This window comes from Flavobacterium cyclinae, assembly GCF_021172145.1.
In the GTDB taxonomy this organism is placed as follows: Bacteria; Bacteroidota; Bacteroidia; order Flavobacteriales; family Flavobacteriaceae; genus Flavobacterium; species Flavobacterium cyclinae.
The window spans coordinates 1,574,635-1,598,436 of the sequence record NZ_CP089095.1; the positions used below are offsets into that span (position 1 = coordinate 1,574,635).

Sequence of the window (23,802 nt, forward strand, 5' to 3'; positions counted from 1 at the left end):
TATTCATTACCTCATTCATATGCACAAAAATCGCTCCTATGCCTGTACCGAAAACAATCGGTATCCAAGTATTCCTAGCATCAATGCTGCCGTTTGCTTCATTTCGTTAATAACTATTTTTACAACATTACTATTTTCTATTACAATACTTACTTAATTTTGTAGAACTATGAAGTTAAGAAGTTTACATACTACAACAATACTAGATTTTTACACGCCTGATTTCTCAACAGAATTGGAGGTTCCATATGTTGATGTAGGTATTAGTGCCGGATTCCCTTCTCCTGCAGATGACTTTATCGAATTAACAATCGACTTAAACAGAGAATTAATAAAACATAAAGACAGTACTTTTTTCGCTAAAGTAAAAGGGGATTCCATGAAAAACGCAGGTATTTTCAATGGTGATTTACTAATAATTGATAAAAGCTTAGAACCACAAGATGGTAAAATAGCTATTTGTCAAATAGATGGAGATTTTACAGTAAAAAGAATCAAAAAAGAAAACGACATAGTTTGGTTAATAGCCGAAAATGAAGACTACAAACCCATAAAAGTCACCGAAGAAAACGAACTAATGATTTGGGGAATTGTAATCCATAGCATTAAAACATTTTAGTTAGTTATGGATAGATTTAATTTAATTATCAATCATTTAGAAAGAATAAAATCCAAAACAGCTAGTAAAGAAGATTATAAATTTATTGAGGATATTATCAAAATAGAAGCAGCAAATTACAATACATTTTCAAAGCTTGTTTACGATATTTTTCTCTTTTTTATTCAGGATGTAAAAGATTCAAATTACACATTTGAGGCTTATAAATCTTGGTATATCAAAACGAAAGAATTAGAAATGTTTTGGGATGGTCGAGATAGTTATCTTATACTTTGGGATATTAGTAACGGAGATAGAAAAACTCTCAAAATAGAAAGTTCCGATATTACTAACTTTAAATTAATTGAAGAATACTTAGAAATTATTTCCAAAAACTGAACACTAGTAACTGAACACTGAACACTATATAAAATGTTTGCCTTAGTAGACTGCAACAACTTTTACGCCTCTTGTCAAAGAGTATTCGAACCACATTTAATTGGAAAACCAGTAGTAATACTTTCCAATAATGATGGTTGTGTTATTGCGCGTTCTAACGAAGCTAAAGCATTAGGCATTCCAATGGGAGCTCCTGCATTCGAATTCAAAAAACTATTCGAAGACAATAATGTATTTGTCTATTCTTCAAACTATGCCTTGTATGGTGACATGAGCAGCAGAGTAATGAACATCCTTGCAACCTACACACCGGAAATAGAAGTCTATAGTATTGATGAAGCTTTTCTAAAATTCCAAGGATTTGAATTCTTTAACCTTGAAGAGTACGGAATTAAGATTCAAAAGACCGTTACCAAAAACACAGGTATCCCAATCAGTGTAGGATTTGCACCAACAAAAGCATTAGCTAAAGTAGCCAATAAAATAGCAAAGAAGTTCCCAGAAAGAACAAAAAGTGTCTATTTGATAGATACAGAAGAAAAAAGAATAAAAGCTCTTAAATGGACTAAAATTGAAGATGTTTGGGGTATTGGAAGAAAACACGCTAAACGCTTACAAGCATTAAATGTTTTTAATGCATATCAATTCACTCAATTACACGATGATTGGGTTAGAAAAGAAATGGCAGTAGTAGGGTTGAGGTTAAAACACGAATTGGAAGGAAAACCAACATTGGATTTAGAAACTCCAAAGAGTAAAAAAATGATTGCTACAACAAGATCATTTGAAAAACCCATTACTAAAATTGAAGATATTTCCGAACGCGTAGCAACGTTCACAACTTCTTGTGCCGAAAAACTAAGAAGACAAAACAGTCATTGTAACATGATAATGGTTTTTCTTCACACCAATTATTTCAGAAAGGACCAACCTCAATACTCAAGAAACATAGTAATCAACACCGATTTCCCAACAAACTCCACAATAGAGCTAAACAAATACGCTCAAATTGGATTAAAAGCAATATTCAAAGAAGGCTACAATTACAAAAAGGCAGGAGTAATAGTAATGGGATTAACTCCAAATGACCAAACCCAATTATCACTATTCAACACCTCAAATCCAAAACATCAGCCTTTAATGTCAGTAGTTGATAAACTTAATAGAGCCTACGGCAAAAACAAAATCAAGTTCGCCAATCAATCCCTCGGCAGACAATGGAAAATGAAACAAGAAAAACTTTCAAAATCCTACACCACAAGAATTGATGAGATTATAACAATTAAAATTTAAAAAAATTATTATATTTGATAATAAAATAAATCAATACAAAACTTTCGCCAATCTTGCCAATTTGGAATAAAAGTAGTCTGAAAGTTTCGCATATAAACAAGTTGTAGGCTATATTTGCCCAACTAACTTAAAAAAAATGTAACCTAAACAACGTTCAAAATGAAAATTAAATTAAATCAATTAAGTAAAATTACTTTATTTTTATTTTCTTTACTTCTGCTGAGTTGTGAGAAAGACGAAAATTCTCCTTCCAATATAGAAAAAAACATTAAACGTGAAGTAAAATTATCTGAAATTCCTAATCTTTTTAATTCAATTCAAAACAGACAACATAACATTAATCATGCAAAAAATTCTACAGACTATTTAAGCCTTATAAACACCGAGAGCATTACAGAGATTTCTCAAAGTAATGGTAATAAAACTTATACTTTTTCTCTAAATATAAATGAAACTGACACCTTAACAAACCTTGTTGCAATTGAAAACAATAATGGTTTTGATTATCATTTGGTACAATATTCTTCATCTCAATTAGAACAATGGAAAGATGATATTCATAATCATCAAAATACAAATGTATTAGTCGATGTTAATAACATTCCTTTAAGTAGCTATACAAACTCAACAGAAAACATTTGTACTGAAACTGGTTGGACTTGTCCTTCTGGTCAACATAATTTAAATAGCTTAGCTCATTGTGTTTATCCATTTATTGAATGGAGTATGTCTACTTATACAGTTCCTTGTGACGATAATTCAGGTGGTGGAAGTAGTTCTGGCAGCAATAATCCTAATCCTATACCAGAACCATACACTGAACCTGTATTTCCAACTTTAAGTCCTGAAATTGCTATTTTTATTGCTAATCTTTCTCCTACACAAACTATTTGGTGGAATAATGCTGATAATAACGTAAAAAATGATATCCTAAATTATTTAACACAAAATATAAAGAATGGCGAAATTAAAACCGAAGCGCAACAGTTTATAAATGAGTTGATTGGAGTATTAGCAGCTAATCCACAAACTATATATACATCAACAGATTATCCAGGAAAAAATAATGGAATGCCTTTTGAATGGTGGAAAGATAATGATTATATGACTTCCAATTTTGAAGTTTTAGAAGAAGACCCAAATCCAGCTGAATTACTCGCTTTTAGCTTATTTCCAGACAAAGCATTATTACATATTCAGAATTCTACAACTGCTCTTAACAAAACTCAACAGTTAGTTCTTAATAACACTCTAACAGGTATTGAAGACGGAAGAGCCGACGCATTTAGACATGCTTATTGGAATGCATTAGGTACTGCTGAATTTGGTTCAAATATTACTCAAATATTTACTGATGCTCATGAAGCATATTCAAGTGGTTTACCAAGACAAATGGATTTACATAATAACCTAAAAGGTCGAGAAAAAGCTTTAATAATGTCATTTAATTTTCTAACAAGTGATTCCGTTATAGCTGATTCAATTTTAATTGAGGTTTATGTTGGACATTTACTTTTTATACTTAATGGAGTTTTAACACCTACTGACTAATCTAAAATCCTATGAAAACAAAATTTATACTATTATTTGCAGCAATTCTCATTATTATTCTTTGCTTCTTTTATTTTTTAAAACCTGATTTTTCAAGTAAAGTTTATAACCAAAAAGAGTGGAACAATAATCCAAACATTAGGATAAATATGGCTAACAATATAATTGAGAGCAGAATGCTAATTGGTAAAGATTCTATTGAAATACTGAATGAATTAGGCAAATACCATAATGTACCAATAAAGAATAAATGGAAATATTTATTAGGATATAAAGGATATTTAAGGGCTGAATTCTATTTTTTAACAATAAGTTTTAATAATGGTAAAGTGGATGAAGTTGATATTGAAACAGTAGAAGAAAATTAATACAGCCTACAACAACAGTTTGCTTCAATGGCTACTTCCGGATTTTCCTACGGAAAATCCTCTGCTCAATGGAATGTTTTGTTATATTTGTAATGGCTTGGTGTTAGTGCAACGCCACTGAGAGCAAGCCGCAGAACGTTAGTGGCAATGACAGGACGACTACCCGAACCGACACTTCGACACCTGACCAGACAACAGTCCGACACAGAAAAAAATAAAAAATACCCAACGCACAGGAAAGGAAATTTTTTGCCAACGCATTTGGCACATTTGGTTTTTCCCGACACACAAACCAACGCTTCAAAAAACCAAAAGAGCCAAGCCGACCAAAGCCCACCCACCACCCCAAACTATTTTTAAAACATTTTCTAACTTTGTAACGAAATAACGTGAGTAAGAAATAAATATGACAACACTCTTTATTAAAAATATGGTTTGCAACCGTTGTATTATGGTGGTGCAAAATGAATTGGATAAATTGGACTTTGATGTAAAGAATATCAAATTAGGGGAAGTTATGCTTGCCAAAGAACCCACACCCGAAGAAAAAAGCAATTTAGATAAGGTTTTAATTCCATTGGGTTTTGAAATCATTGACGATAAAAAAAGCCGTATCATTGAGCAGATAAAGAATATAATTATTGACTTGGTACATCATCAGGACAACGATATTAAAACCAATCTTTCAGATGTATTAAGCAGTAAGTTATACCACGATTATAATTATTTATCCAACCTTTTTTCAGAAGTAGAGGGTACAACCATTGAAAAATATTTTATTGCCCAGAAGATAGAAAAGGTAAAAGAACTATTGGTATATGATGAATTGTCTTTGAGTGAAATTGCCTTTCGTCTGAACTATTCGAGTGTGGCGTATTTAAGCAATCAATTCAAAAAAGTAACAGGGCTAACACCGAGCCATTTCAAACAAATAAAGGTAGATAAAAGGAAGCCGGTAGACAGTTTGTAAATCTTACAAATCAATCCCAAAATTCCACAATAGCCACCACTATTATAATTGCCAACTTTGCAGTGTTAATTAAAACAATCGCAAAATGGCAGCAAATAATAATAAAGAAATCATCTATCTTCCGTTAGAAGATGTCGAAAGCGAACATTGTGCTTTAATCGTTGAAAAAGGATTGGCACAGGTTAAGGGAGTAGAAACCCACAAAGTAGAACTAAACAACCGCAGAGCAGCTATAACAGTAACAGATACCGAAGCAGTAGGTGAAGCGGTTAAAGCTATAAAAGAGTTGGGTTATGGCGTTTCCACTGTAAAAAATTCCTTTCCTGTTTTGGGTATGACTTGTGCATCTTGTGCAGGAAGTGCCGAAAGTATTGTAAAGTATCAGGAGGGCGTTGTAAATGCTTCCGTAAACTTTGCAACAGGTAATCTTACCGTTGAATACCTGCCCAATATGACCGATGCCACCAAGCTACAAAAAGCGGTACAGTCTATCGGTTATGATTTGCTGATTGAAGATGAAACCAAACAGCAGGAAACATTAGAAGCAATCCACGAAAAGAAATTCAAACAATTAAAGACGAAAACCATTTGGGCAGTTGTCTTATCCTTACCTGTTGTTGTAATTGGAATGTTTTTTATGGATATGCCTTATGGCAATGAAATTATGTGGGCATTCTCTACACCCGTTGTATTATGGTTGGGCAGGGACTTTTTTACAAATGCGTGGAAACAAGCCAAACACCGTTCTGCCAATATGGACACGCTTGTAGCGTTGAGTACAGGTATTGCCTATATTTTTAGTGTGTTCAATATGTTGTTTGCCGACTTTTGGCATCAGAGAGGATTACACGCACACGTTTATTTTGAAGCAGCGGCTGTCATTATAGCTTTTATTCTGTTGGGTAAATTATTGGAAGAAAAAGCCAAAGGAAATACATCATCAGCCATTAAAAAACTAATGGGATTGCAACCCAAAACAGTTATCGTAATACAAGCAGACGGAACAGAAAAACAAACTGCTATCGAAGATGTGAACACAGGCGATATTATCTTGGTAAAACCAGGTGAAAAAATTGCAGTGGACGGTATGGTTACTTCAGGTAATTCCTATGTTGATGAAAGTATGTTGAGTGGTGAACCTGTACCTGTATTGAAAAAAGAAAACGAAAAAGTATTTGCAGGAACGATAAACCAAAAAGGCAGCTTTCAGTTTGAAGCCGTTAAGGTTGGAAAGGAAACAATGCTTGCTCAGATTATCAAAATGGTACAAGATGCACAAGGAAGCAAAGCACCTGTACAAAAATTGGTAGATAAGATTGCGGGTATCTTTGTCCCCGTAGTTATCGGCATTGCCATTCTCACATTTATATTATGGTTCTTTTTAGGAGGCGATAACGGAGTTGTACAGGGATTATTAGCAGCCGTTACCGTATTGGTTATTGCTTGTCCTTGTGCGTTGGGATTGGCTACCCCTACGGCAATTATGGTAGGCGTTGGCAAAGGTGCTGAAAAAGGTATTTTAATAAAAGATGCTGAAAGCCTTGAATTAGCCAAAAAAGTAGATGCAATCATATTAGACAAAACAGGAACAATTACAGAGGGCAGACCACAGGTAACAGGCATTCAATGGCTCAACAATGATGATACCGCAAAAGATATTCTTTTGAGTATCGAAAAGCAATCAGAACACCCTTTGGCAGAAGCCGTGGTAAAACATTTGGACGGTGTTACAGCTACTCCATTATCAGACTTCGATAGCATTACAGGTAAAGGAGCAAAAGCCAATCATAATAACGAAACCTATCTTGTAGGCAATAAAAAACTATTGGCAGAAAACAACATCAATATTCCAAACCAATTACAACAACAAGCCGATGAATGGGGCAAACAATCGAAAACCGTTATTTGGTTTTCAGACAGCAAACAAGCTCTATCTGTAATTGCTATTTCTGATAAGATAAAAGAAACATCGGTAGCAGCCATAAAGGAAATGCAGGAAATGGGTATTGATTTGTATATGCTTACAGGCGATAACGAAGCCACAGCAAAAGCCATAGCAGAGCAGACAGGCATCAGACACTATAAAGCCGAAGTATTGCCACAACACAAAGCCGATTTTGTAAAAGAATTGCAACAACAAGGCAAAACTGTTGCAATGGTTGGGGACGGTATCAATGACAGTACCGCATTGGCAACAGCAGATGTGAGTATAGCGATGGGTAAAGGTTCGGATATAGCAATGGACGTAGCCAAAATGACAATCATTTCATCAGATCTTACCAAGATTCCACAAGCAATTAGGCTTTCAAAACAAACTGTAGCTACTATTAAACAAAACTTGTTCTGGGCATTTATCTATAACCTTATCGGTATTCCAATTGCAGCAGGTATTCTCTACCCGATAAATGGATTTTTACTTAATCCAATGATTGCAGGAGCAGCAATGGCATTGAGTTCTGTGAGCGTGGTAAGTAACAGTTTGCGGTTAAAATGGAAAAAGTAAAGCATTGAACCAAAATAGTAACGGATAAAAAGAAAAATATGGGACAAGAACACAACCATTCGCACAGTTCGAACAAAAAAACCTTAACCATCAGCCTTGTTATTATTACGACTTATATGGCAGTAGAGGTTATCGGTGGTTTGATTACAAACAGCCTTGCTTTATTGGCAGATGCAGGGCATATGCTGAGCGATGCTATTTCATTGTTCATTGCCTTAATGGCTTTTAAATTCAGCAGTAAAGTAGCCGATTATGGTAAAACGTATGGATATAAACGGTTTGAAATATTAGCTGCGATTATCAATGGAGCAACGCTGATACTGATTTCAGTTTATATTATATATGAAGCAATCGAACGTTTCCAAAATCCGCCCGAAATTCAATCCTACGGAATGCTCATTATTGCATTTATAGGCTTATTGGTCAATGTGCTTGTAGCTTGGATAATGATGCGTGGAGCTGATGTAAAGGAAAACCTCAATATGCGTGGAGCGTACCTGCACGTCATCAGTGATATGTTGGGTTCGGTTGGTGCCATCATCGCAGCTTTGCTCATTCTATTCTTTGGTTGGAGTTGGGCAGACCCTCTAGCAAGTGTTATCGTTTCCATATTGGTATTGCGAAGCGGATACTTAGTTACCAAATCATCGGTACACGTACTTATGGAGGGTACACCCAATAATGTAGAAATAGAAAAAGTAACGGACAAAATCTTAAAAACAGACGGTATTCAAAACATTCACGACTTACATATTTGGACAATTACAAGCGGACTGAACGCTTTGACTTGCCACGCAGTTGTGAATGAAAAAATGACGATTGAAGAAAGCGAAAAAATGCTTCGTAAAATAGAACACGACTTGGAACACTTAAACGTTCATCACGTAACCATTCAGTTGGAAACACCTGCACACAAACACGATAATTCAATATTGTGCAGCGTAAAGGCAGAACCAACAGCACACGAACATCATCACTGATTTCAGTAAATCTCACAAATCAAACAATAAATAACACAACAACGCAGAATGATAATGTACTGAAATTTGCAGTATCAAATATCAATTAAAATTTTAAAAAATGATAGTAAGAAAAACAGCAATAGCAGCACTTGCATCAATAGCGATGTTTGTTGCATCTTGTGGAAACAGTAACAACCACAACCAACACGATGGCCACGACCACGCAACCGAAACAGCCGTAAGCAGTACGGAAACACAAAAAGCCAATCGTAATGAAAATGGCGAATTGATTGATGCAGAAGGTAATATCATTACAGGTTGTCCCGGACATAAAGAAATGATAGGCTCGCAAGGCGATATGTGTCCGAAATGTGAGTATATGACAATGATACCTATCACTTGGGATATTGACGGAGTAGATACCGTAAGAGTTACAAGTTTGCCCGACTATAATCCACCTGCCGACAAACTCAAAAAATAAAAACAATCATTAAATAACAATTCAAAATTCAATAAAATGGAAAATAAAGAATTTCAATTCAAAACCAATCTCAACTGTGGAGGTTGTGTATCAAAAGTAAAGTCAGATTTAGATAATGCCGAAGGAGTCTGCCATTGGAAGGTGGACACGGATAATGCCGATAAAATCCTTACCGTGAGTTCAAAAGGAATTACGGAAGAAGAAGTAATTGCTATCGTTAAAAGCAAAGGTTTTAAAGCTGAACCAATAGCGTAAAGACTTTTGAATATCGGGTAGTCAAAATAGTTATTCCGATAATAAATCCAACACACAGGCAAGCACATTACGCATTTTGGCAACCACACAAAGCCAATAAAAATGCGTAAAGAGCTTGCCTTTTCCCAACCCGAGAAAAAATTTCCTTCCCCCTCTTTTTTTTTTCAGCCGACACACAACCCAATAGACAACGGACGACCAATAGCCACAGCCACTAACATCAGTTTTCCGCAATGCAGGCTGACGTTGAGTTTTGAGCATTTGTAATTCTAATGTCGCTATTTGGCGTTTGATGTTGCTGAAAAGATTAAATTAGCAAATCAAACGCCAATAGCTTGCAGTAGTGCTTGGTTGAAAATTTGTTTTTCAAACACCTGCACTGCGTAAAGCTGGTGGGCGTTATAGCCAATGGTAGGACGACCGTTCACAAGACGACTGACCGACCAAAATTTAAACATAAACACAAAGACATACCATTTTGACAAGTGACCAACATACAGACCATATTTTAAACGAGCAACGAGTAAGCCGACACTCTTTGCCGACCCTTCTGTATTTTTTATTTTTTCCTACCACACTTTTTTTTAATTCAATTATAGCCAGACACACATTGCACACATTTGTCTTTGCCTGCCATCACACAATGCCAGCCCGAAGGCAAAGCCAAAAGAGTGCAATCTTCCACGCTCTGTTCAAGAAACGAGTTACTTAACTTGACAGCAATCATTAATTACTTTGATAACCATCAGTTTATTAAGGTAACTTTATAAACATATTAGTAAATAATTCAAAAATGGAACATTCACATCATAATCATACCGAAAGCCAACAATCACACGACCATCATGCCACAAATGATGCAGAAGGTCACGACAAACACGCAGGACACAATGTTGCGGATTTTTGGAAGCGATTTATAATCTGTTTGATTGTATCCATTCCTGTGCTTGCATTATCGCACATGATACAACAGTGGTTAGGATTTGAATTCACATTTGTAGGCGACAAATATGTATTAGCAACTCTTTCCACTTTCATTTTTGTTTATGGTGGTTATCCCTTTCTGAAAGGTTTATATGACGAAGTAAAAGATAAAGCCATCGGTATGATGACACTGATTGGCGTAGCAATTACGGTTGCATGGGCATACAGTGTAGCTATTACTTTCGGTTTGCAGGGTATGGATTTTTATTGGGAAATGGCAACCCTGATAGACATTATGCTTATTGGGCATTACTTTGAAATGAAGTCGGTCATGGGTGCTTCCCGTTCGTTGGAATTGCTGGTTAAGATGATGCCTTCTACTGCTCATCATCTAAAAGACGGACACATTCACGATATGCCGGTCAGTGAATTGAAAATTGGAGATATGGTGATGGTGAAGCCGGGTGAAAAAGTTCCTGTGGACGGCATTGTGACAGAAGGGGAAAGTTATGTTGACGAAAGTATGCTCACAGGCGAGAGCAAACCTGTGAAAAAAGAAAAGGAAAGTAAAGTAATTGGCGGAGCAATTAACAGCAATGGTTCACTCACCATAAAAGTAATTAGTACAGGCAAGGACAGTTATCTGAATAAAGTGGTGAAACTGGTAGAGGACGCACAGAAAATAAAATCCAAAACTCAAAATTTTGCAGACCGAGCCGCAAAGGTTTTAACATTTGTTGCTTTAGGTGGTGGTGTAATAACGCTAGTTGTTTGGCTACTATTAGGGTTTCCATTTGTGTTTGCATTGGAAAGAATGGTAACCGTTATGGTTATTTCCTGCCCTCATGCTTTGGGTTTAGCAGTGCCATTGGTGGTAGCTATTTCAACTTCAATCGCTGCACAAAAAGGTTTGCTCATTCGCAACAGAACAGCTTTTGAAAATGCTCGATTGATTTCAACTATCATTTTTGACAAAACCGGAACACTAACCAAAGGTTCTCATGAATTACAGGAAGTAAAAGTGTTGAACTCAAAATTTAATGACAAAGAATTACTCCGTCTGGCATCAGGCATAGAGCAACATTCTGAACATTATATCGCAGCGGGTTTATTGCGAAAAGTAAAGGAATTGAACATTGCAATTCCAAAATCAGAAAATTTCAATTACCTGCCGGGTAAAGGATTGGAAGGCATTGTAGAAGAGAAAGAAATTAAAGTAGTAGGTCCGAATTACCTGAACGAACAAAACATCAAGATTGCTGAAACGATTGATGAATTTACAGGCACAGTTGTTTATGTTCTGATTGACAAAAATGTTGCGGGGTATTTTACTTTTTCAGACCAGATAAGAGAAAGCTCTCTTGAAGCCATTCAAATTTTAAAAGAGGCGGGAATTAAGAACCTGCTGCTTACAGGCGACAACGAAAAAGTAGCCATGAAAGTAAGCGATGAATTAAAAATGGACGGCTTCATAGCCAATGTATTACCGCATGATAAATTAGAGAAAGTAAAAGAACTTCAGGAAAAAGGTGAATACATTGCCATGACAGGCGATGGCGTAAATGATGCACCTGCTCTTGCACAAGCAGATGTTGGTATTGCAGTTGGTTCAGGCACTGATGTAGCAGCCGAAACAGCAGATATAATTTTGGTAAACTCAGACCCGAAAGATATCGCCAACCTGATATTATTTGGAAAAGCTACCTACAACAAAATGATACAAAACTTATGGTGGGCTGCGGGCTATAACATTCTTGCTATTCCATTGGCAGCAGGTGTATTATACAAATGGGATATTATGCTCAGTCCGGCTATTGGTGCAGTGCTGATGAGTTTAAGCACAATTGTGGTTGCGATAAATGCACAACTTTTAAAAAGAAAAATTTCATAAACTAAAAACAATTCATCATGAAAAAACAAATCATCACAGCAGCATTACTACTTACTGTATTGGATAGAAAAGTAAGTGATGATATGCGAATTTTAAAAGAAAAATATTTAGGCAAAAATGTACAGTTAAATCATAAAACAAATTGATTTTAACATTTTTTTTAAAATATTTAATTTATTTTGATTAACTTTGATACGTTTTTTAACAAAAAATGAAAAAGTCATACATCATAATAATATTGCTTTTAGGTATATTTTTTATTCCTAACAGCTCTTTTGCATGTGGTAGTGACAATCAACAATCTTGTGAAAAAGAAGTTTCTACTTCTAATACAAAAGAAAAAAGCTGTTGTGACAACAGCATGGATGATGAAGGATGTAATGGAAGTTGCGGACACTCAAATTGCACAACAACTTCTTCTGTTAGTTTCATTGCTTTTTTCTTTAATGAAATAGAATTTACAAATAATAATTTTGATTTTTCTACAAGTAAAACAAAATTTTACCATACTGTAAACTTACCGTCAGATGGTTATTCTTCTATATGGCTTATACCTAAAATAAGCTAAATTTAAAATTTGACAGCCATACTTATGTCAAATTTATAGCATTTGCTATTTTTTTATAACAGTTTTGAATCTTAAATTATACATGTTTAACATGTGTATTTAATTCATTATAGCTGCTATTCAATTTAAATTTATTTCAAAAATTCATTCAAAAAAAAATCTTTTTGAATACTAAAATCATATAAAATGAAAAAATCATTATTAAAAATAATGATAGCAATCACTGTATTGTTATCAACCACAATGAACGCACAAACAAAAAACACAAAAACAGAGGAAGTGAAAGTTTCAGGTAATTGTGGAATGTGTAAAAAAACGATAGAAAAAGCAGGAAACATCAAAGATATTGCTACAGTAGTATGGAACAAAGAAACTAAAATAGCAACAGTAACTTATGATGAATCTAAAACAAATAAAGAAGAAATAGCAAAGCGTATAGCTTTAGCTGGATATGATTCAGAGCTTGTTAAAGCAAAAGATGAAGATTACGACAACCTTCCGGGATGTTGTCAGTATGACCGCGAGTAATTGTACTTTAATAAATTGTAATTAACCTATTCCTCTAAAGTATTTTCTACTTTAGAGGAATATTCAACAAATATTCATCAAAAACCTTGATAAATATTTTTTGTTGGTTGTAAATATTATATTCAGATGTTAAATAAAATAATAAAATATTTCCTAGAAAATAGATTAGTAACTGTACTTATTCTAATGGTGCTAATTTTATGGGGTATTGCTACAGCTCCATTTAACTGGAAAATACCTTTCCTGCCTTCTGATTCAGTTGCGGTAGATGCTATTCCTGATATTGGTGAAAACCAACAAATTGTTTTTACACAATGGCAAGGCAGGTCACCTCAAGATATTGAAGACCAAATCTCTTATCCTTTAACTACTTATTTATTAGGTATTCCAGGGGTAAAATCAATTAGGAGTAATTCTATTTTTGGTTTTTCAAGTATTTATATAATCTTCGATGATGATATTGAATTTTACTGGTCTAGATCCAGAATATTGGAAAAATTAAATTCATTACCTAATAGTTTATTACCCGAAAATGTAAAACCATCACTTGGTCCAGATGCAACAGCATTAGGGCAAGTATATTGGTACACAGTTGAAGGAAGAGATAAAGACGGTAATCCTACTGGTGGATGGGATTTACAAGAAATAAGAACAGCACAAGACTTCTATATTAAGTACGGTTTAAATGCTGTGCAAGGAGTTTCAGAAGTAGCATCTATTGGTGGATTTGTCAAAGAATATCAAATTGATGTCAATCCAGACGCATTGAAAGCTTACAATATTAGTTTGATGCAGGTAATGACTGCAGTACAAAAATCAAACAAAGATGTTGGTGCAAAAACCATAGAAATCAACCAGGCCGAATATTTAGTTAGAGGTCTTGGTTATGTGAAAAAAGTGGAAGATATTGAATTAGCAGTTGTTGCTGTTAAAGATAATGTACCTATTCGTGTAAAAGATATTGGTGTAGTCGCTTTAGGTCCAGAAACTAGAAGGGGTATTTTAGATAAAGGTGGTGCTGAAGCTGTTGGTGGTGTTGTCATTGCCCGCTATGGTTCTAATCCATTAGAAGTCATTAACGGAGTAAAGGCTAAAATTAGTGAAATTGCATCTGGTTTACCTAAAAAAACATTGGCTAATGGTGTAGAAAGTCAATTAACAATTATTCCTTTTTATGATCGTACAGAATTAATACAAGAGACTATTGGAACTTTAGAAACAGCTCTTTCTCATGAAGTACTAATCAGTATTATTGTTGTTTTACTTTTGGTTTTAAATTTAAGAGCCTCTTTAATTATTTCCAGTTTACTTCCTGTTGGAGTATTAATGACTTTTATTGTCATGCGATATGCTGGAGTAGATGCAAACGTTGTGGCTTTATCAGGTATTGCAATCGCTATTGGAGTGATGGTAGATGTAGGAGTCGTTTTTGTTGAAAATATTATTCGACATCTCGAAATGCCAGAAAACCATGGAGCAAAAGGTGCAAAATTAATGCAAGTAATTTACGAGGCAAGCACAGAAGTAGTTTCTGCAATTACAACTGCTTTAGCAACTACAGTTGTTAGTTTCATTCCAGTTTTTGCTATGGAATCAGCTGAGGGAAAACTATTCAGACCTTTAGCATTTACTAAAACATTCGCTTTATTAGGTGCTTTTGTTTTAGGGTTAGTTATCCTACCATCTTTAGCTCACTATATTTTCGGTATTGATTATGATAAAAAAAGGGTAAAACGTTTCTGGTCATATGTATTTATTTCAGGAGGTATTTTATTAAGTATTTATTTTAAAATTTGGATTCCTTTAGGATTAACCTTAATGGGTTTATATGACCTGTTTAATCATAAAATTCCTTTGAAATTTCAGTCCTATACAAAGCATTTCAATTTAATATTGGTATTATTTATTGTTTCTTTTTTCCTTACGGAAGAATGGATGCCGTTAGGCCCACAAATCAGTATTATAGGTAATTATCTATTTGTAATTGTTTTGTTAGGAATAATATTAGGTATACTTCTATACATTGTAAGCTCATATGAAAAAGTACTGCGTTGGTGTTTGGAAAATAAAGGTAAATTTATGTTATTACCAATTCTTACGTTGCTTTTCGGTTTGTTGGTATGGATAGGTTTTGACAGTACTTTTGGCTTTGTTGCTAATGGATTGGATAAAGTAGGCTGGAATATTAGATCCTCGAAAATTTGGTCAGTTTCGTCACATGCATTTCCTGGAATTGGTTCCGAATTCATGCCAACACTTAATGAAGGAAGCTATCTTTTAATGCCAACATCTATGCCTCATGCTGGTGTAGAACAAAACAGAAAAGTGGTTGGTCAATTGGATATGATTCTTAATCATATTCCCGAAGTCGATATGGCAGTTGGTAAATTAGGACGTGTAGAAAGTGCGTTAGACCCTGCTCCTATTTCTATGTATGAAAATATTATCAATTATAAACCAGAATTTATTTTAGATACTGATGGTCATCGAATGCGATTTAAGACAGACAATAAAGGGCGTTTTATTACAAAATCTGGTGATAGTCTTACCCATGATGAGGCTTTAAAACAGGCTATTTCGATTAAAAATCTTATTCCAGATGATGATGGTGCTTTCTATAGAAATTGGCGAGATATAATTCAATCACCAGATGATATTTGGAATGAAATTGTAAAAGCATCAAAAATACCTGGTGTTACATCAGCTCCTAAACTACAACCTATAGAGACTCGATTAGTAATGCTTCAAACAGGAATGAGAGCACCAATGGGAATAAAAGTTTTTGGTCCCGATTTAAAAACGATTGAAGAGTTTGGTTTAGAACTAGAAGGAATAATTAAAGAAGTACCTTCTGTAAAACGTGAAGCTGTTTTTGCTGATAGAATTGTAGGAAAACCTTATTTACATTTAAATATTGATAGAGAAAAAATTGCTCGATTTGGCTTAAATATAGAAGATGTTCAACAAGCTATTGAAACAGCAATTGGAGGAATGAAAATTTCTTCAACTGTTGAAGGAAGAGAACGCTATCCTATAAGAGTTCGCTATCCTAGAGAATTAAGAGATAGCCCTGAAGCATTAGGAAAAATATTAATAGCTACTCCTACTGGCGCACAGATTCCGTTAGGTCAATTAGTTCAGTTTGAATATAAAAAAGGACCTCAAGCCATTAAAAGTGAAGATACTTTTCTGGTTGGTTTTGTCTTATTCGATAAAAATGATGGCTATGCCGAAGTTGATGTAGTAAATGATGCTCAAAAAGCAATTCAAACTAAAATTGATTCAGGCGAATTGGTAGTGCCTCAAGGTGTAAATTATAAATTTTCAGGAAGTTATGAAAATCAAATAAGAGCAATGAAAAGACTTTCAATTGTAATTCCTATTTGTTTAATCGTTATCTTTTTATTACTTTATTTTCAATTCAAGACTGTTATTGCATCGTCAATCCATTTCTCTGGAGTATTTGTTGCATTTGCAGGAGGATTTATAATGCTATGGTTATACGGACAAGATTGGTTCATGAATTTTGCTGTTGCAGATGTAAACATGCGCGATTTATTTCAAATGCATCCCATCAATTTAAGCGTTGCCGTTTGGGTAGGTTTTATTGCATTATTTGGTATCGCTACCGATGATGGAGTAATCATGGGCTCTTATATTCATCAAGTTTTTGAAGAGAAAAATCCTCAAACCATCACTGAAGTTCGAAATGCAGTAGTAGAAGCCGGTAAAATGAGAGTTAGACCTGCTGTTATGACAGCAGCGACAACAATTATTGCTTTGCTTCCTGTTTTAACCTCAACAGGGAAAGGTTCAGATATTATGATCCCAATGGCTATTCCAACTTTTGGAGGAATGACCATTCAAATTATGACCATGTTTGTAGTGCCAGTATTACAAGCGTATTGGAGAGAAACAGTAATTAAAAATAAAGAAAAGAGAAATGCGTAAAATACTAATAATATCAATTCTATTTATGGCATATAATGTTGTAGGGCAATCTATAAACGACTATTATACTATTGCGGCAGAAAATAATCCTGAATTAAAAGCAAAGTATAAAGAGTTTGAAGCAGCCATGCAAAAAATACCACAAGTGAGTTCTTTACCAGATCCTAATCTTTCTATGGGGTATTTTATTTCACCCGTAGAAACAAGACTTGGCCCTCAAAACATGAGGTTTTCACTAACTCAAATGTTTCCTTGGTTTGGTACTTTAAAAGCTCAAAAAAATGCAGCAACTTTAATGGCAGAAAGTAAATACCAAGCCTTTTTAAATGCTAAAAATCAATTGTATTCTCAAGTTGCTACTGCTTATTATCCTTTGTATGAGCTATTAAAACTAAAAGATATTGAACAAGAAAACATCAAAATTCTAGAATCATACAAAAACATTGCCAATGCGAAATTTGAAAATGGTAAAGGAAGTTTAGTAGATGTCTTGCGTGTGGATATTATGATAAAAGATGCTCAAACTAATTTAGAAATTTTAAATAAAAAAGAACCCGCATTAACATCTTGGTTCAACAGTATTCTAAATAGAAAGTATGATGAAAAAATTGTTGTTTCTAAAAAAATAGAAACAATAGAATTACCCATAGAATATCGTAAAGATTCAATAGCTACTAACCCTATACTACAAGAACTTGAATTAAAAAAGCAAGCTTCGGAAGCTACAATTGAAGCAGCCAGAAAGCAAGGTTTGCCAAAATTAGGTATTGGTTTAGATTATGTTTTTGTAGGTAACGGAATGAATAATTTTCCAGATTCGGGTAAAGATGTTATCATGCCTATGGTTACAGTTAGTTTGCCCATTTTTAGAAAAAAATACGACGCAGCAGTTACCGAAGCAAAATTAATGCAGGAAAATTATTCTTTTCAAAAAGAAGCTTATGAAAACAAATTGAACGGAACCTATTACAAACTTGTTTTTGAATTGCAAAAAGAAAGAGATTTGTTAAAATTATATGAAGGACAAGTAATAACACTATCCAAAAGTTTAAGTCTATTATTTGCCTACTACAGTAACGCCAATAAAGATTTTGAAGAAGTATTACGTATGCAACAAGAGCTTTTAAAATATCAAAAATTGCAATTGTCAAGTATAAGTACTTTTCATGTAAAATTAGCAGAATTAGATTATTTAACCGCAAAACAATTTTAATCATGAACATAGATAAAAAAACAAAAATCTTATTAGCAATAACCTTATTAGTTGGGCTACTATTAGGAGCTTTGTTATTTGGTGGAAGCTCTGAAGAAAAAGATGAAAATAAAACAGATGCTTCATCAAAAGCAGAAACATGGACCTGTTCTATGCATCCACAAATTAGACAGCCAGAACCAGGTGATTGTCCTATATGTGGAATGGATTTAATCCCTTTGGAAGCAGGAGATGAAGATATAGATCCTGATGCAATTAGCATGTCGGAATCGGCCATGATTATTGCTGGAATCTCTACTTACAAAGTAGGAAATACCGATGGTGTTAAAGAAATTTCACTTAATGGAAAAGTTGAAGTTAATGAAAGAACCGTTTATAGCCAATCATCACATATACCAGGTCGAATCGAAAAAATTCAAGTTTCGTTTGTGGGCGAATATGTAAAAAAAGGTCAAGTGGTTGCTTATGTGTATTCTCCTGAATTAGCCAGCACACAACAAGAATTAATTGAAGCATATACTGTAAAAGACATTCAACCTGAATTATTTGAATCGGTAAAAATGAAATTGAAAAATTGGAAAGTTTCAGATGCTACTATTAACAGTATTATTTCTTCAGGTAAAACCCAAGATAGATTTCCTGTTTATGCCGATGTATCGGGATATATTATCAAGAAAAATGTTGAGTTAGGCGATTATCTTCAAAAAGGACAAACATTATATGATGTTGCAGATTTATCAAACGTATGGGTTCTTTTTGAAATTTACGAATCAGATATGAGTTGGGTTAAAAAAGGAGATAAAATCAACTATACAGTGGCATCTTTTCCAGGAGAAACATTTTCAGGAACAATTGCATTTATTGACCCATTTATAAACCCACTGACACGAATTGCAAAAGCAAGAGTTGAGGTAGCTAATTCTGGATTAAAATTCAAACCTGAAATGTTTGCAACGGGTACTTTAAAAACTAAAGTAGTTGGCAATAAAGCGACATTAAGTGTTCCTAAATCAGCTGTAATGTGGACAGGAAAACGCTCTATTGTTTATATTAAAAATGAAACCGATAAGGGAATAACATTCAAACTACGTGAAGTGACATTAGGACCATTATTAGGAAATGACTACATAATTGAAGAAGGTTTAAAAGTTGGTGAAGAAATAGTAGCAAATGGTACTTTTAATGTGGATGCAGCTGCACAATTAGCAGGAAAACCAAGCATGATGAATTTGGAAGGTGGCAAAGCAAATACAGGTCACAATCATGGAGATTCTTCTATGCCTATGAATGAAGATAAAAAAGTAGTATTAAAAGCAGAAAAAACAACGATAAGTTCTGAAGCTAAAAAGAGTTTACAACCCTTATACAAAGAATATTTTGAATTTAAAGATGCCTTAACAAAAGATGATTTTAATTCGGCTAAAAAAGCCTTGTTAGCATTTGAAAAATCTTTCAATAAAATAAACATGAGCGTATTTAAAGGAGAATCTCATAAAGTATGGATGAATTATCAAACAGAGCTGAAAAAGCAGACACTTCATGCTTCACATATTAAAAACATTAAAGAATTAAGAATGTCTTTTGAACCAATATCAAATGTAATGATAGCCATGACAAAAGCTTTTAATCCTTTAAATGAGAGTGCATACGTTCAGTTTTGTCCTATGGCAAATAGTGATAAAGGTGCCAATTGGTTAAGTAAAGAGAATAAAGTAGTTAACCCATATTTTGGAGCTTCAATGATAAAATGTGGAGAAGTTAAAGAAACAATTAAATAAATTAATAAATTTTTAAATCATGAAAAAAGTAATCGGAATTTTAGCAGTAGCGTTATTAAGCGTAACAATCTCTTGTAAAGACAACAAAGAACAAGAAGAAGGAACAATGCCTAACGAAGGAATGCAAACGGAATCGCATGAAGGACATGAACATGCCGCAGGTACAGAATCTACCGAAAGAGAAATTAACCAAAACAGCGCAAAAAACCCTGAAACAGCAGCAATTTTAGATGCTTATTTCGAAATCAAAAATGGTTTAGTAGCAGACGGTAAAGAAAAAGCTGCAGAAGGTGGTAATTCTCTTATAGCTGCTATTGAAAAATTTGATATGTCAAAATTAACTGGAGATACACATACAAAGTATATGGAAATTGCAGAAAGTGCTAAAGAACATGCAGAACATATCGTAAAAAGCCCAATTGATCATCAAAGAGAACATTTTGAAGCATTAAGCACTGATATGACTGATTTAGTAGCACTTCTTGGAACAGACAAAGTAATTTATCAAGACTATTGCCCTATGGCTAATAACAATAAAGGAGCAAATTGGTTAAGTGAAGTTAAAGAAATTAAAAACCCCTATTTTGGTTCAAAAATGCTAAAATGTGGAAGTGTAAAAAAGCAAATCAACTAAATGAAAATTTCTAAAATCATCTTATTGATTTTACTGATTGTGTTTGTGGGAATTCAATTCATTCCCACAAAACGCAATCTAAGTGAAATTGTACCCAATACTGATTTTATGATAGTTAACAATGTGCCTAATAGTATTAAAAATACATTACAAACGTCTTGTTACGACTGTCACAGTAATAACACCTATTATCCGTGGTACAATAAAGTGCAACCAGTTGCTTGGATTTTAGAAAGTCATATTGAAGAAGGCAAAGCAGAATTAAATTTTAGTGATTGGAATACTTATTCTAATAGAAGAAAAAAAAGTAAGTTAAAATCCATTGTTAGTCAAATTGAGGACGATAAAATGCCGCTTATATCATATACATTAATCCACAAAGATGCAGTTCTTACACAAAAACAGAAAACAGAAATCATAGATTGGATAACCAAGTTACAAATGGAAAATGAATAACCTTAATCAAATACATATTCTTTTCAGAATTAAGAGATAATTGCGATGCCATTTGCAACTAATGGCAGAAATTCACAACACAAAGAAAAGAATGCCAATCATTCTAAAACCAGAAGACGAATCCAAATGGTTACAGCACGAACCAATCAATAATTTTGCCTATCCCTATGAAGTAAATCTAACAGCAACTAAATTAGATAATTCTCCACAAGGTCTTTTGTTTTAGTACTCATATACAGAATATTATGAAGCGAAAGGCTCGGGCATTCTTGGTTTCCATATTCCCGCTGTCCGTTAAACACGGTATCACTCCCATCGGGGCTAAAAAGTAAACAAATGGCTTTCTTGGTTTCTTTGTTTTTAATAGGAACGCTTCGCTAAGTTATTTGCGCCCACCCAGTCCAACGCTCCCCAACGCTCCTGTGGTATTTTGTGTGTTTTTAGCACTTGTTTTCCCTATAGTAAGTCAATAAAAAAAGGCTCCCTGTTTTCAACTAAAAAGCACAAATCCGTTAACCGTCATCCTGAGCTTGTCGAAGGGCCCTCGCGCACAGTCCGCCTTTTTTTATCCACTTACATCCAATCCAAAAAACAAACGCTAAAAACACACAAAAACCACTCCCAAGCTATGTTTACATAATAAGTGTTATAATGCCTTCCATCTCCCAATGCTACGCCAACGGCAGTCATAACAGTTATTATGTAAAATATCCTCGCCCAGCCGCACCCACCCGAAAGATAATAGGAACGCTACCGCTGACGTAGTTTGCATTGTTTTTTGAAAATGCCTCCCATTTTCATAAGACCTAAACTGCTAACTGAAAACCGCGACTGCCAACTAAACTATCAGGCATTATCAAAAATCAAACCGCTACAAGAGTGTGTTTTTATTTGCAGAAGCACAGCATTCAATACGATTACAAATAAAACCACACCCTTGTTTACGAATCCTGATTGAGCTCCCCCAACCAATCACCCAACACCCATCATCCATCACCAGACAATAGGAAAACATTTTTACAAAAAAAAGGATAAAAAAGAAGCCAAAGGTTTGTTCCGGGTATTCAAAAAAGCAAGTTCAAGCCGTCCCGGTTATTTGAATTTTTTTTCGAGTGAAAGCCTGCAAAACAGTAAATCAAACAAGAAAAAAAAATTCAAAAAAAACTTGCTTTTTTGAAACCCTCCACAAAGAAAGACGGCTTTCTTTTTTTTCCTTTTTTCTTTTGCAAAAATGTGTGTGGGGCATCTCGGTTTTCAATCACATTTTGTGCAATCACGGAGGAAAGACGAAGGAATTTAACCTTTTAAATCCTTGTTTTATGGACACAATTTTTATCAAAACCCACCAACCTGGGGCGAAGTATGACAAACCGCATTTTTTCGTATTATCAAAAGGACTAAATAGCGGAAAACCTCAAAACGAACCTTTTACAAACAGCTTTGTATTAGTATTCCAGACCGAAGAGCAAAAAGAAAACATTTTCTATGTAGCGTTAAGCTTATGGAAAACGAAGTTCTGGCATCCGTTCTTAAAAGGTTCTGTAATCCCTTTTATTACCCTTTACGACTTCAAAAAAGAGTTCAATCCAAAAGCCGCCCGAATGATGAGAGAACACGAGCAGCACCTGAAACACATTCAAGCACTCAAGCTGCTGCAAGAACAAGAAAACCACCACCACAAAAACATCCACCTCATCAACGAACTCAAAAACGCTATTATGATGAGGTATAGAATGAAATGATAGTTAGCCTTGACTAATATGTCGAGGCTTTTTTATTAAAATTGTACAGATAAATTAAATAATGTATAAATTTGAATGGTAGTCAAAAATTAAGAGTAAATACACCCAAAATGTTGTGACTATGGAGATTTTACACTAAAAGCAAATAATCAAAAACCAAGGTAACTTAAAAATAACTTTGTGATAATAATAGATTACTAATTTTGAAAAAAATAAAAAAGATATGAAAAAAATTTTATTACTCTTGCTCACCACTTTTACTTTAAGTTGCTGCAACAATGAAGATGACACCCCACAAAACCCTATTGACCAACTACCACCAGCTACACAAGATGGTGCAAACACTTTTGGGTGCTTAATTAACGGTGAACCTTTTGTAGTATTAAACACATCAAACCAAACTGCAATATATCAAGGAGGTGTTTTACAAATTGGTGGAAGTATTGATAATTCGGACATGGATGTAAATATAATTTTAAGGATAAGCGAAAGCATTTCTATAAATACAAGTTATAGCTTAACTAATATACCATTTAATCAATCTTTATTCATTAACAACGGAAACGGTTGTTATTATGACTTTGCTAACACTATATCTGGTTCGGTAACTATAACAAATTTTGATCAAACTAACTTTATTATTTCAGGTACATTTAATTTTTCTACTCAAACAAATGAATGTGAAAATATAAATATTACTAATGGTCGTTTCGATTTACAATACATACCCTAACTTT

21 protein-coding genes and 1 pseudogene are annotated in these 23,802 nt (G+C 34.1%); all 22 read left to right on the plus strand.

Annotated elements, in window-relative coordinates; all coding sequences use genetic code 11:
• The first annotated feature begins 169 nt into the window (after positions 1 to 169).
• Positions 170 to 619: a LexA family protein gene (locus LOS86_RS07335; protein ID WP_231841458.1), complete on the plus strand. Its 450-nt coding sequence runs from the start codon at positions 170 to 172 to the stop codon at positions 617 to 619.
• 6 nt (positions 620 to 625) lie between these two features.
• Positions 626 to 997 carry a hypothetical protein gene (locus tag LOS86_RS07340; RefSeq protein ID WP_231841442.1) on the plus strand — a complete coding sequence of 124 codons (372 nt, stop codon included), beginning with the start codon at positions 626 to 628 and terminating at the stop codon, positions 995 to 997.
• A gap of 33 nt (positions 998 to 1,030) precedes the next feature.
• Positions 1,031 to 2,290, plus strand: coding sequence for a Y-family DNA polymerase (locus LOS86_RS07345; protein WP_231841459.1), 1,260 nt, complete (start codon positions 1,031 to 1,033; stop codon positions 2,288 to 2,290).
• Between the two features lie 159 nt (positions 2,291 to 2,449).
• Positions 2,450 to 3,841 (plus strand): DUF6973 domain-containing protein, encoded by a 1,392-nt coding sequence (locus tag LOS86_RS07350; protein WP_231841460.1) that lies wholly within the window; start codon positions 2,450 to 2,452, stop codon positions 3,839 to 3,841.
• A 149-nt stretch (positions 3,842 to 3,990) separates the two neighbouring features.
• Positions 3,991 to 4,209, plus strand: coding sequence for a hypothetical protein (locus LOS86_RS07355; RefSeq protein WP_231841461.1), 219 nt, complete (start codon positions 3,991 to 3,993; stop codon positions 4,207 to 4,209).
• 406 nt (positions 4,210 to 4,615) lie between these two features.
• Complete coding sequence (locus tag LOS86_RS07360) at positions 4,616 to 5,179, plus strand: helix-turn-helix domain-containing protein (protein WP_231841462.1); 564 nt, start codon at positions 4,616 to 4,618, stop codon at positions 5,177 to 5,179.
• 85 nt (positions 5,180 to 5,264) lie between these two features.
• On the plus strand, positions 5,265 to 7,682 hold the full coding sequence (locus LOS86_RS07365; RefSeq protein ID WP_231841463.1) for a heavy metal translocating P-type ATPase: 2,418 nt from the start codon (positions 5,265 to 5,267) through the stop codon (positions 7,680 to 7,682).
• Between the two features lie 38 nt (positions 7,683 to 7,720).
• On the plus strand, positions 7,721 to 8,662 hold the full coding sequence (locus LOS86_RS07370) for a cation diffusion facilitator family transporter (protein ID WP_231841464.1): 942 nt from the start codon (positions 7,721 to 7,723) through the stop codon (positions 8,660 to 8,662).
• Between the two features lie 100 nt (positions 8,663 to 8,762).
• The gene (locus LOS86_RS07375; RefSeq protein WP_231841465.1) at positions 8,763 to 9,125 is read left to right on the plus strand and encodes a hypothetical protein; all 363 of its coding nucleotides are present in this window, start codon (positions 8,763 to 8,765) and stop codon (positions 9,123 to 9,125) included.
• 36 nt (positions 9,126 to 9,161) lie between these two features.
• Positions 9,162 to 9,380 carry a heavy-metal-associated domain-containing protein gene (locus LOS86_RS07380; protein ID WP_231841466.1) on the plus strand — a complete coding sequence of 73 codons (219 nt, stop codon included), beginning with the start codon at positions 9,162 to 9,164 and terminating at the stop codon, positions 9,378 to 9,380.
• 793 nt (positions 9,381 to 10,173) lie between these two features.
• Complete coding sequence (locus tag LOS86_RS07385; RefSeq protein WP_231841467.1) at positions 10,174 to 12,195, plus strand: copper-translocating P-type ATPase; 2,022 nt, start codon at positions 10,174 to 10,176, stop codon at positions 12,193 to 12,195.
• A 17-nt stretch (positions 12,196 to 12,212) separates the two neighbouring features.
• Positions 12,213 to 12,341 (plus strand): hypothetical protein, encoded by a 129-nt coding sequence (locus LOS86_RS13665; RefSeq protein ID WP_255674255.1) that lies wholly within the window; start codon positions 12,213 to 12,215, stop codon positions 12,339 to 12,341.
• Between the two features lie 65 nt (positions 12,342 to 12,406).
• On the plus strand, positions 12,407 to 12,763 hold the full coding sequence (locus LOS86_RS07390; RefSeq protein WP_072780916.1) for a hypothetical protein: 357 nt from the start codon (positions 12,407 to 12,409) through the stop codon (positions 12,761 to 12,763).
• A 186-nt stretch (positions 12,764 to 12,949) separates the two neighbouring features.
• A pseudogene (locus tag LOS86_RS07395) lies at positions 12,950 to 13,285 on the plus strand (heavy-metal-associated domain-containing protein); the annotation flags it as partial.
• A gap of 132 nt (positions 13,286 to 13,417) precedes the next feature.
• On the plus strand, positions 13,418 to 17,242 hold the full coding sequence (locus tag LOS86_RS07400; RefSeq protein ID WP_231841468.1) for an efflux RND transporter permease subunit: 3,825 nt from the start codon (positions 13,418 to 13,420) through the stop codon (positions 17,240 to 17,242).
• Positions 17,235 to 18,455: a TolC family protein gene (locus LOS86_RS07405; RefSeq protein ID WP_231841469.1), complete on the plus strand. Its 1,221-nt coding sequence runs from the start codon at positions 17,235 to 17,237 to the stop codon at positions 18,453 to 18,455. The genes LOS86_RS07400 and LOS86_RS07405 overlap by 8 nt, the downstream gene beginning before the upstream one ends.
• 2 nt (positions 18,456 to 18,457) lie before the next feature.
• On the plus strand, positions 18,458 to 20,233 hold the full coding sequence (locus tag LOS86_RS07410) for an efflux RND transporter periplasmic adaptor subunit (RefSeq protein WP_231841470.1): 1,776 nt from the start codon (positions 18,458 to 18,460) through the stop codon (positions 20,231 to 20,233).
• A gap of 19 nt (positions 20,234 to 20,252) precedes the next feature.
• Complete coding sequence (locus LOS86_RS07415; protein ID WP_231841471.1) at positions 20,253 to 20,867, plus strand: DUF3347 domain-containing protein; 615 nt, start codon at positions 20,253 to 20,255, stop codon at positions 20,865 to 20,867.
• The gene (locus tag LOS86_RS07420) at positions 20,868 to 21,323 is read left to right on the plus strand and encodes a heme-binding domain-containing protein (RefSeq protein ID WP_231841472.1); all 456 of its coding nucleotides are present in this window, start codon (positions 20,868 to 20,870) and stop codon (positions 21,321 to 21,323) included.
• 61 nt (positions 21,324 to 21,384) lie between these two features.
• On the plus strand, positions 21,385 to 21,549 hold the full coding sequence (locus LOS86_RS07425) for a hypothetical protein (protein ID WP_200778592.1): 165 nt from the start codon (positions 21,385 to 21,387) through the stop codon (positions 21,547 to 21,549).
• Positions 21,550 to 22,642: 1,093 nt separating this feature from the next.
• A complete protein-coding gene (locus tag LOS86_RS07430) occupies positions 22,643 to 23,065 on the plus strand; it encodes a DUF6943 family protein (protein ID WP_231841473.1) in 423 nt (140 codons plus the stop codon).
• Positions 23,066 to 23,288: 223 nt separating this feature from the next.
• Positions 23,289 to 23,798, plus strand: a complete 510-nt coding sequence (locus LOS86_RS07435) for a Riean_0653 family protein (protein WP_231841474.1) — start codon at positions 23,289 to 23,291, stop codon at positions 23,796 to 23,798.
• Positions 23,799 to 23,802 lie beyond the last annotated feature (4 nt).

Bases quoted from the DNA above. Each gene is read 5' to 3' on its own strand.
- LOS86_RS07350 (WP_231841460.1), top strand. From the start codon at position 2,450: ATGAAAATTAAATTAAATCAATTAAGTAAAATTACTTTATTTTTATTT.
- LOS86_RS07415 (WP_231841471.1), top strand. From the start codon at position 20,253: ATGAAAAAAGTAATCGGAATTTTAGCAGTAGCGTTATTAAGCGTAACA.
- LOS86_RS07365 (WP_231841463.1), top strand. From the start codon at position 5,265: ATGGCAGCAAATAATAATAAAGAAATCATCTATCTTCCGTTAGAAGAT.
- LOS86_RS07400 (WP_231841468.1), top strand. From the start codon at position 13,418: ATGTTAAATAAAATAATAAAATATTTCCTAGAAAATAGATTAGTAACT.
- LOS86_RS07430 (WP_231841473.1), top strand. From the start codon at position 22,643: ATGGACACAATTTTTATCAAAACCCACCAACCTGGGGCGAAGTATGAC.
- LOS86_RS07345 (WP_231841459.1), top strand. From the start codon at position 1,031: ATGTTTGCCTTAGTAGACTGCAACAACTTTTACGCCTCTTGTCAAAGA.
- LOS86_RS07355 (WP_231841461.1), top strand. From the start codon at position 3,991: ATGGCTAACAATATAATTGAGAGCAGAATGCTAATTGGTAAAGATTCT.
- LOS86_RS07410 (WP_231841470.1), top strand. From the start codon at position 18,458: ATGAACATAGATAAAAAAACAAAAATCTTATTAGCAATAACCTTATTA.
- LOS86_RS07435 (WP_231841474.1), top strand. From the start codon at position 23,289: ATGAAAAAAATTTTATTACTCTTGCTCACCACTTTTACTTTAAGTTGC.
- LOS86_RS07420 (WP_231841472.1), top strand. From the start codon at position 20,868: ATGAAAATTTCTAAAATCATCTTATTGATTTTACTGATTGTGTTTGTG.
- LOS86_RS07425 (WP_200778592.1), top strand. From the start codon at position 21,385: ATGGCAGAAATTCACAACACAAAGAAAAGAATGCCAATCATTCTAAAA.
- LOS86_RS07370 (WP_231841464.1), top strand. From the start codon at position 7,721: ATGGGACAAGAACACAACCATTCGCACAGTTCGAACAAAAAAACCTTA.
- LOS86_RS13665 (WP_255674255.1), top strand. From the start codon at position 12,213: ATGAAAAAACAAATCATCACAGCAGCATTACTACTTACTGTATTGGAT.
- LOS86_RS07380 (WP_231841466.1), top strand. From the start codon at position 9,162: ATGGAAAATAAAGAATTTCAATTCAAAACCAATCTCAACTGTGGAGGT.
- LOS86_RS07375 (WP_231841465.1), top strand. From the start codon at position 8,763: ATGATAGTAAGAAAAACAGCAATAGCAGCACTTGCATCAATAGCGATG.
- LOS86_RS07390 (WP_072780916.1), top strand. From the start codon at position 12,407: ATGAAAAAGTCATACATCATAATAATATTGCTTTTAGGTATATTTTTT.
- LOS86_RS07335 (WP_231841458.1), top strand. From the start codon at position 170: ATGAAGTTAAGAAGTTTACATACTACAACAATACTAGATTTTTACACG.
- LOS86_RS07385 (WP_231841467.1), top strand. From the start codon at position 10,174: ATGGAACATTCACATCATAATCATACCGAAAGCCAACAATCACACGAC.
- LOS86_RS07360 (WP_231841462.1), top strand. From the start codon at position 4,616: ATGACAACACTCTTTATTAAAAATATGGTTTGCAACCGTTGTATTATG.
- LOS86_RS07340 (WP_231841442.1), top strand. From the start codon at position 626: ATGGATAGATTTAATTTAATTATCAATCATTTAGAAAGAATAAAATCC.
- LOS86_RS07405 (WP_231841469.1), top strand. From the start codon at position 17,235: ATGCGTAAAATACTAATAATATCAATTCTATTTATGGCATATAATGTT.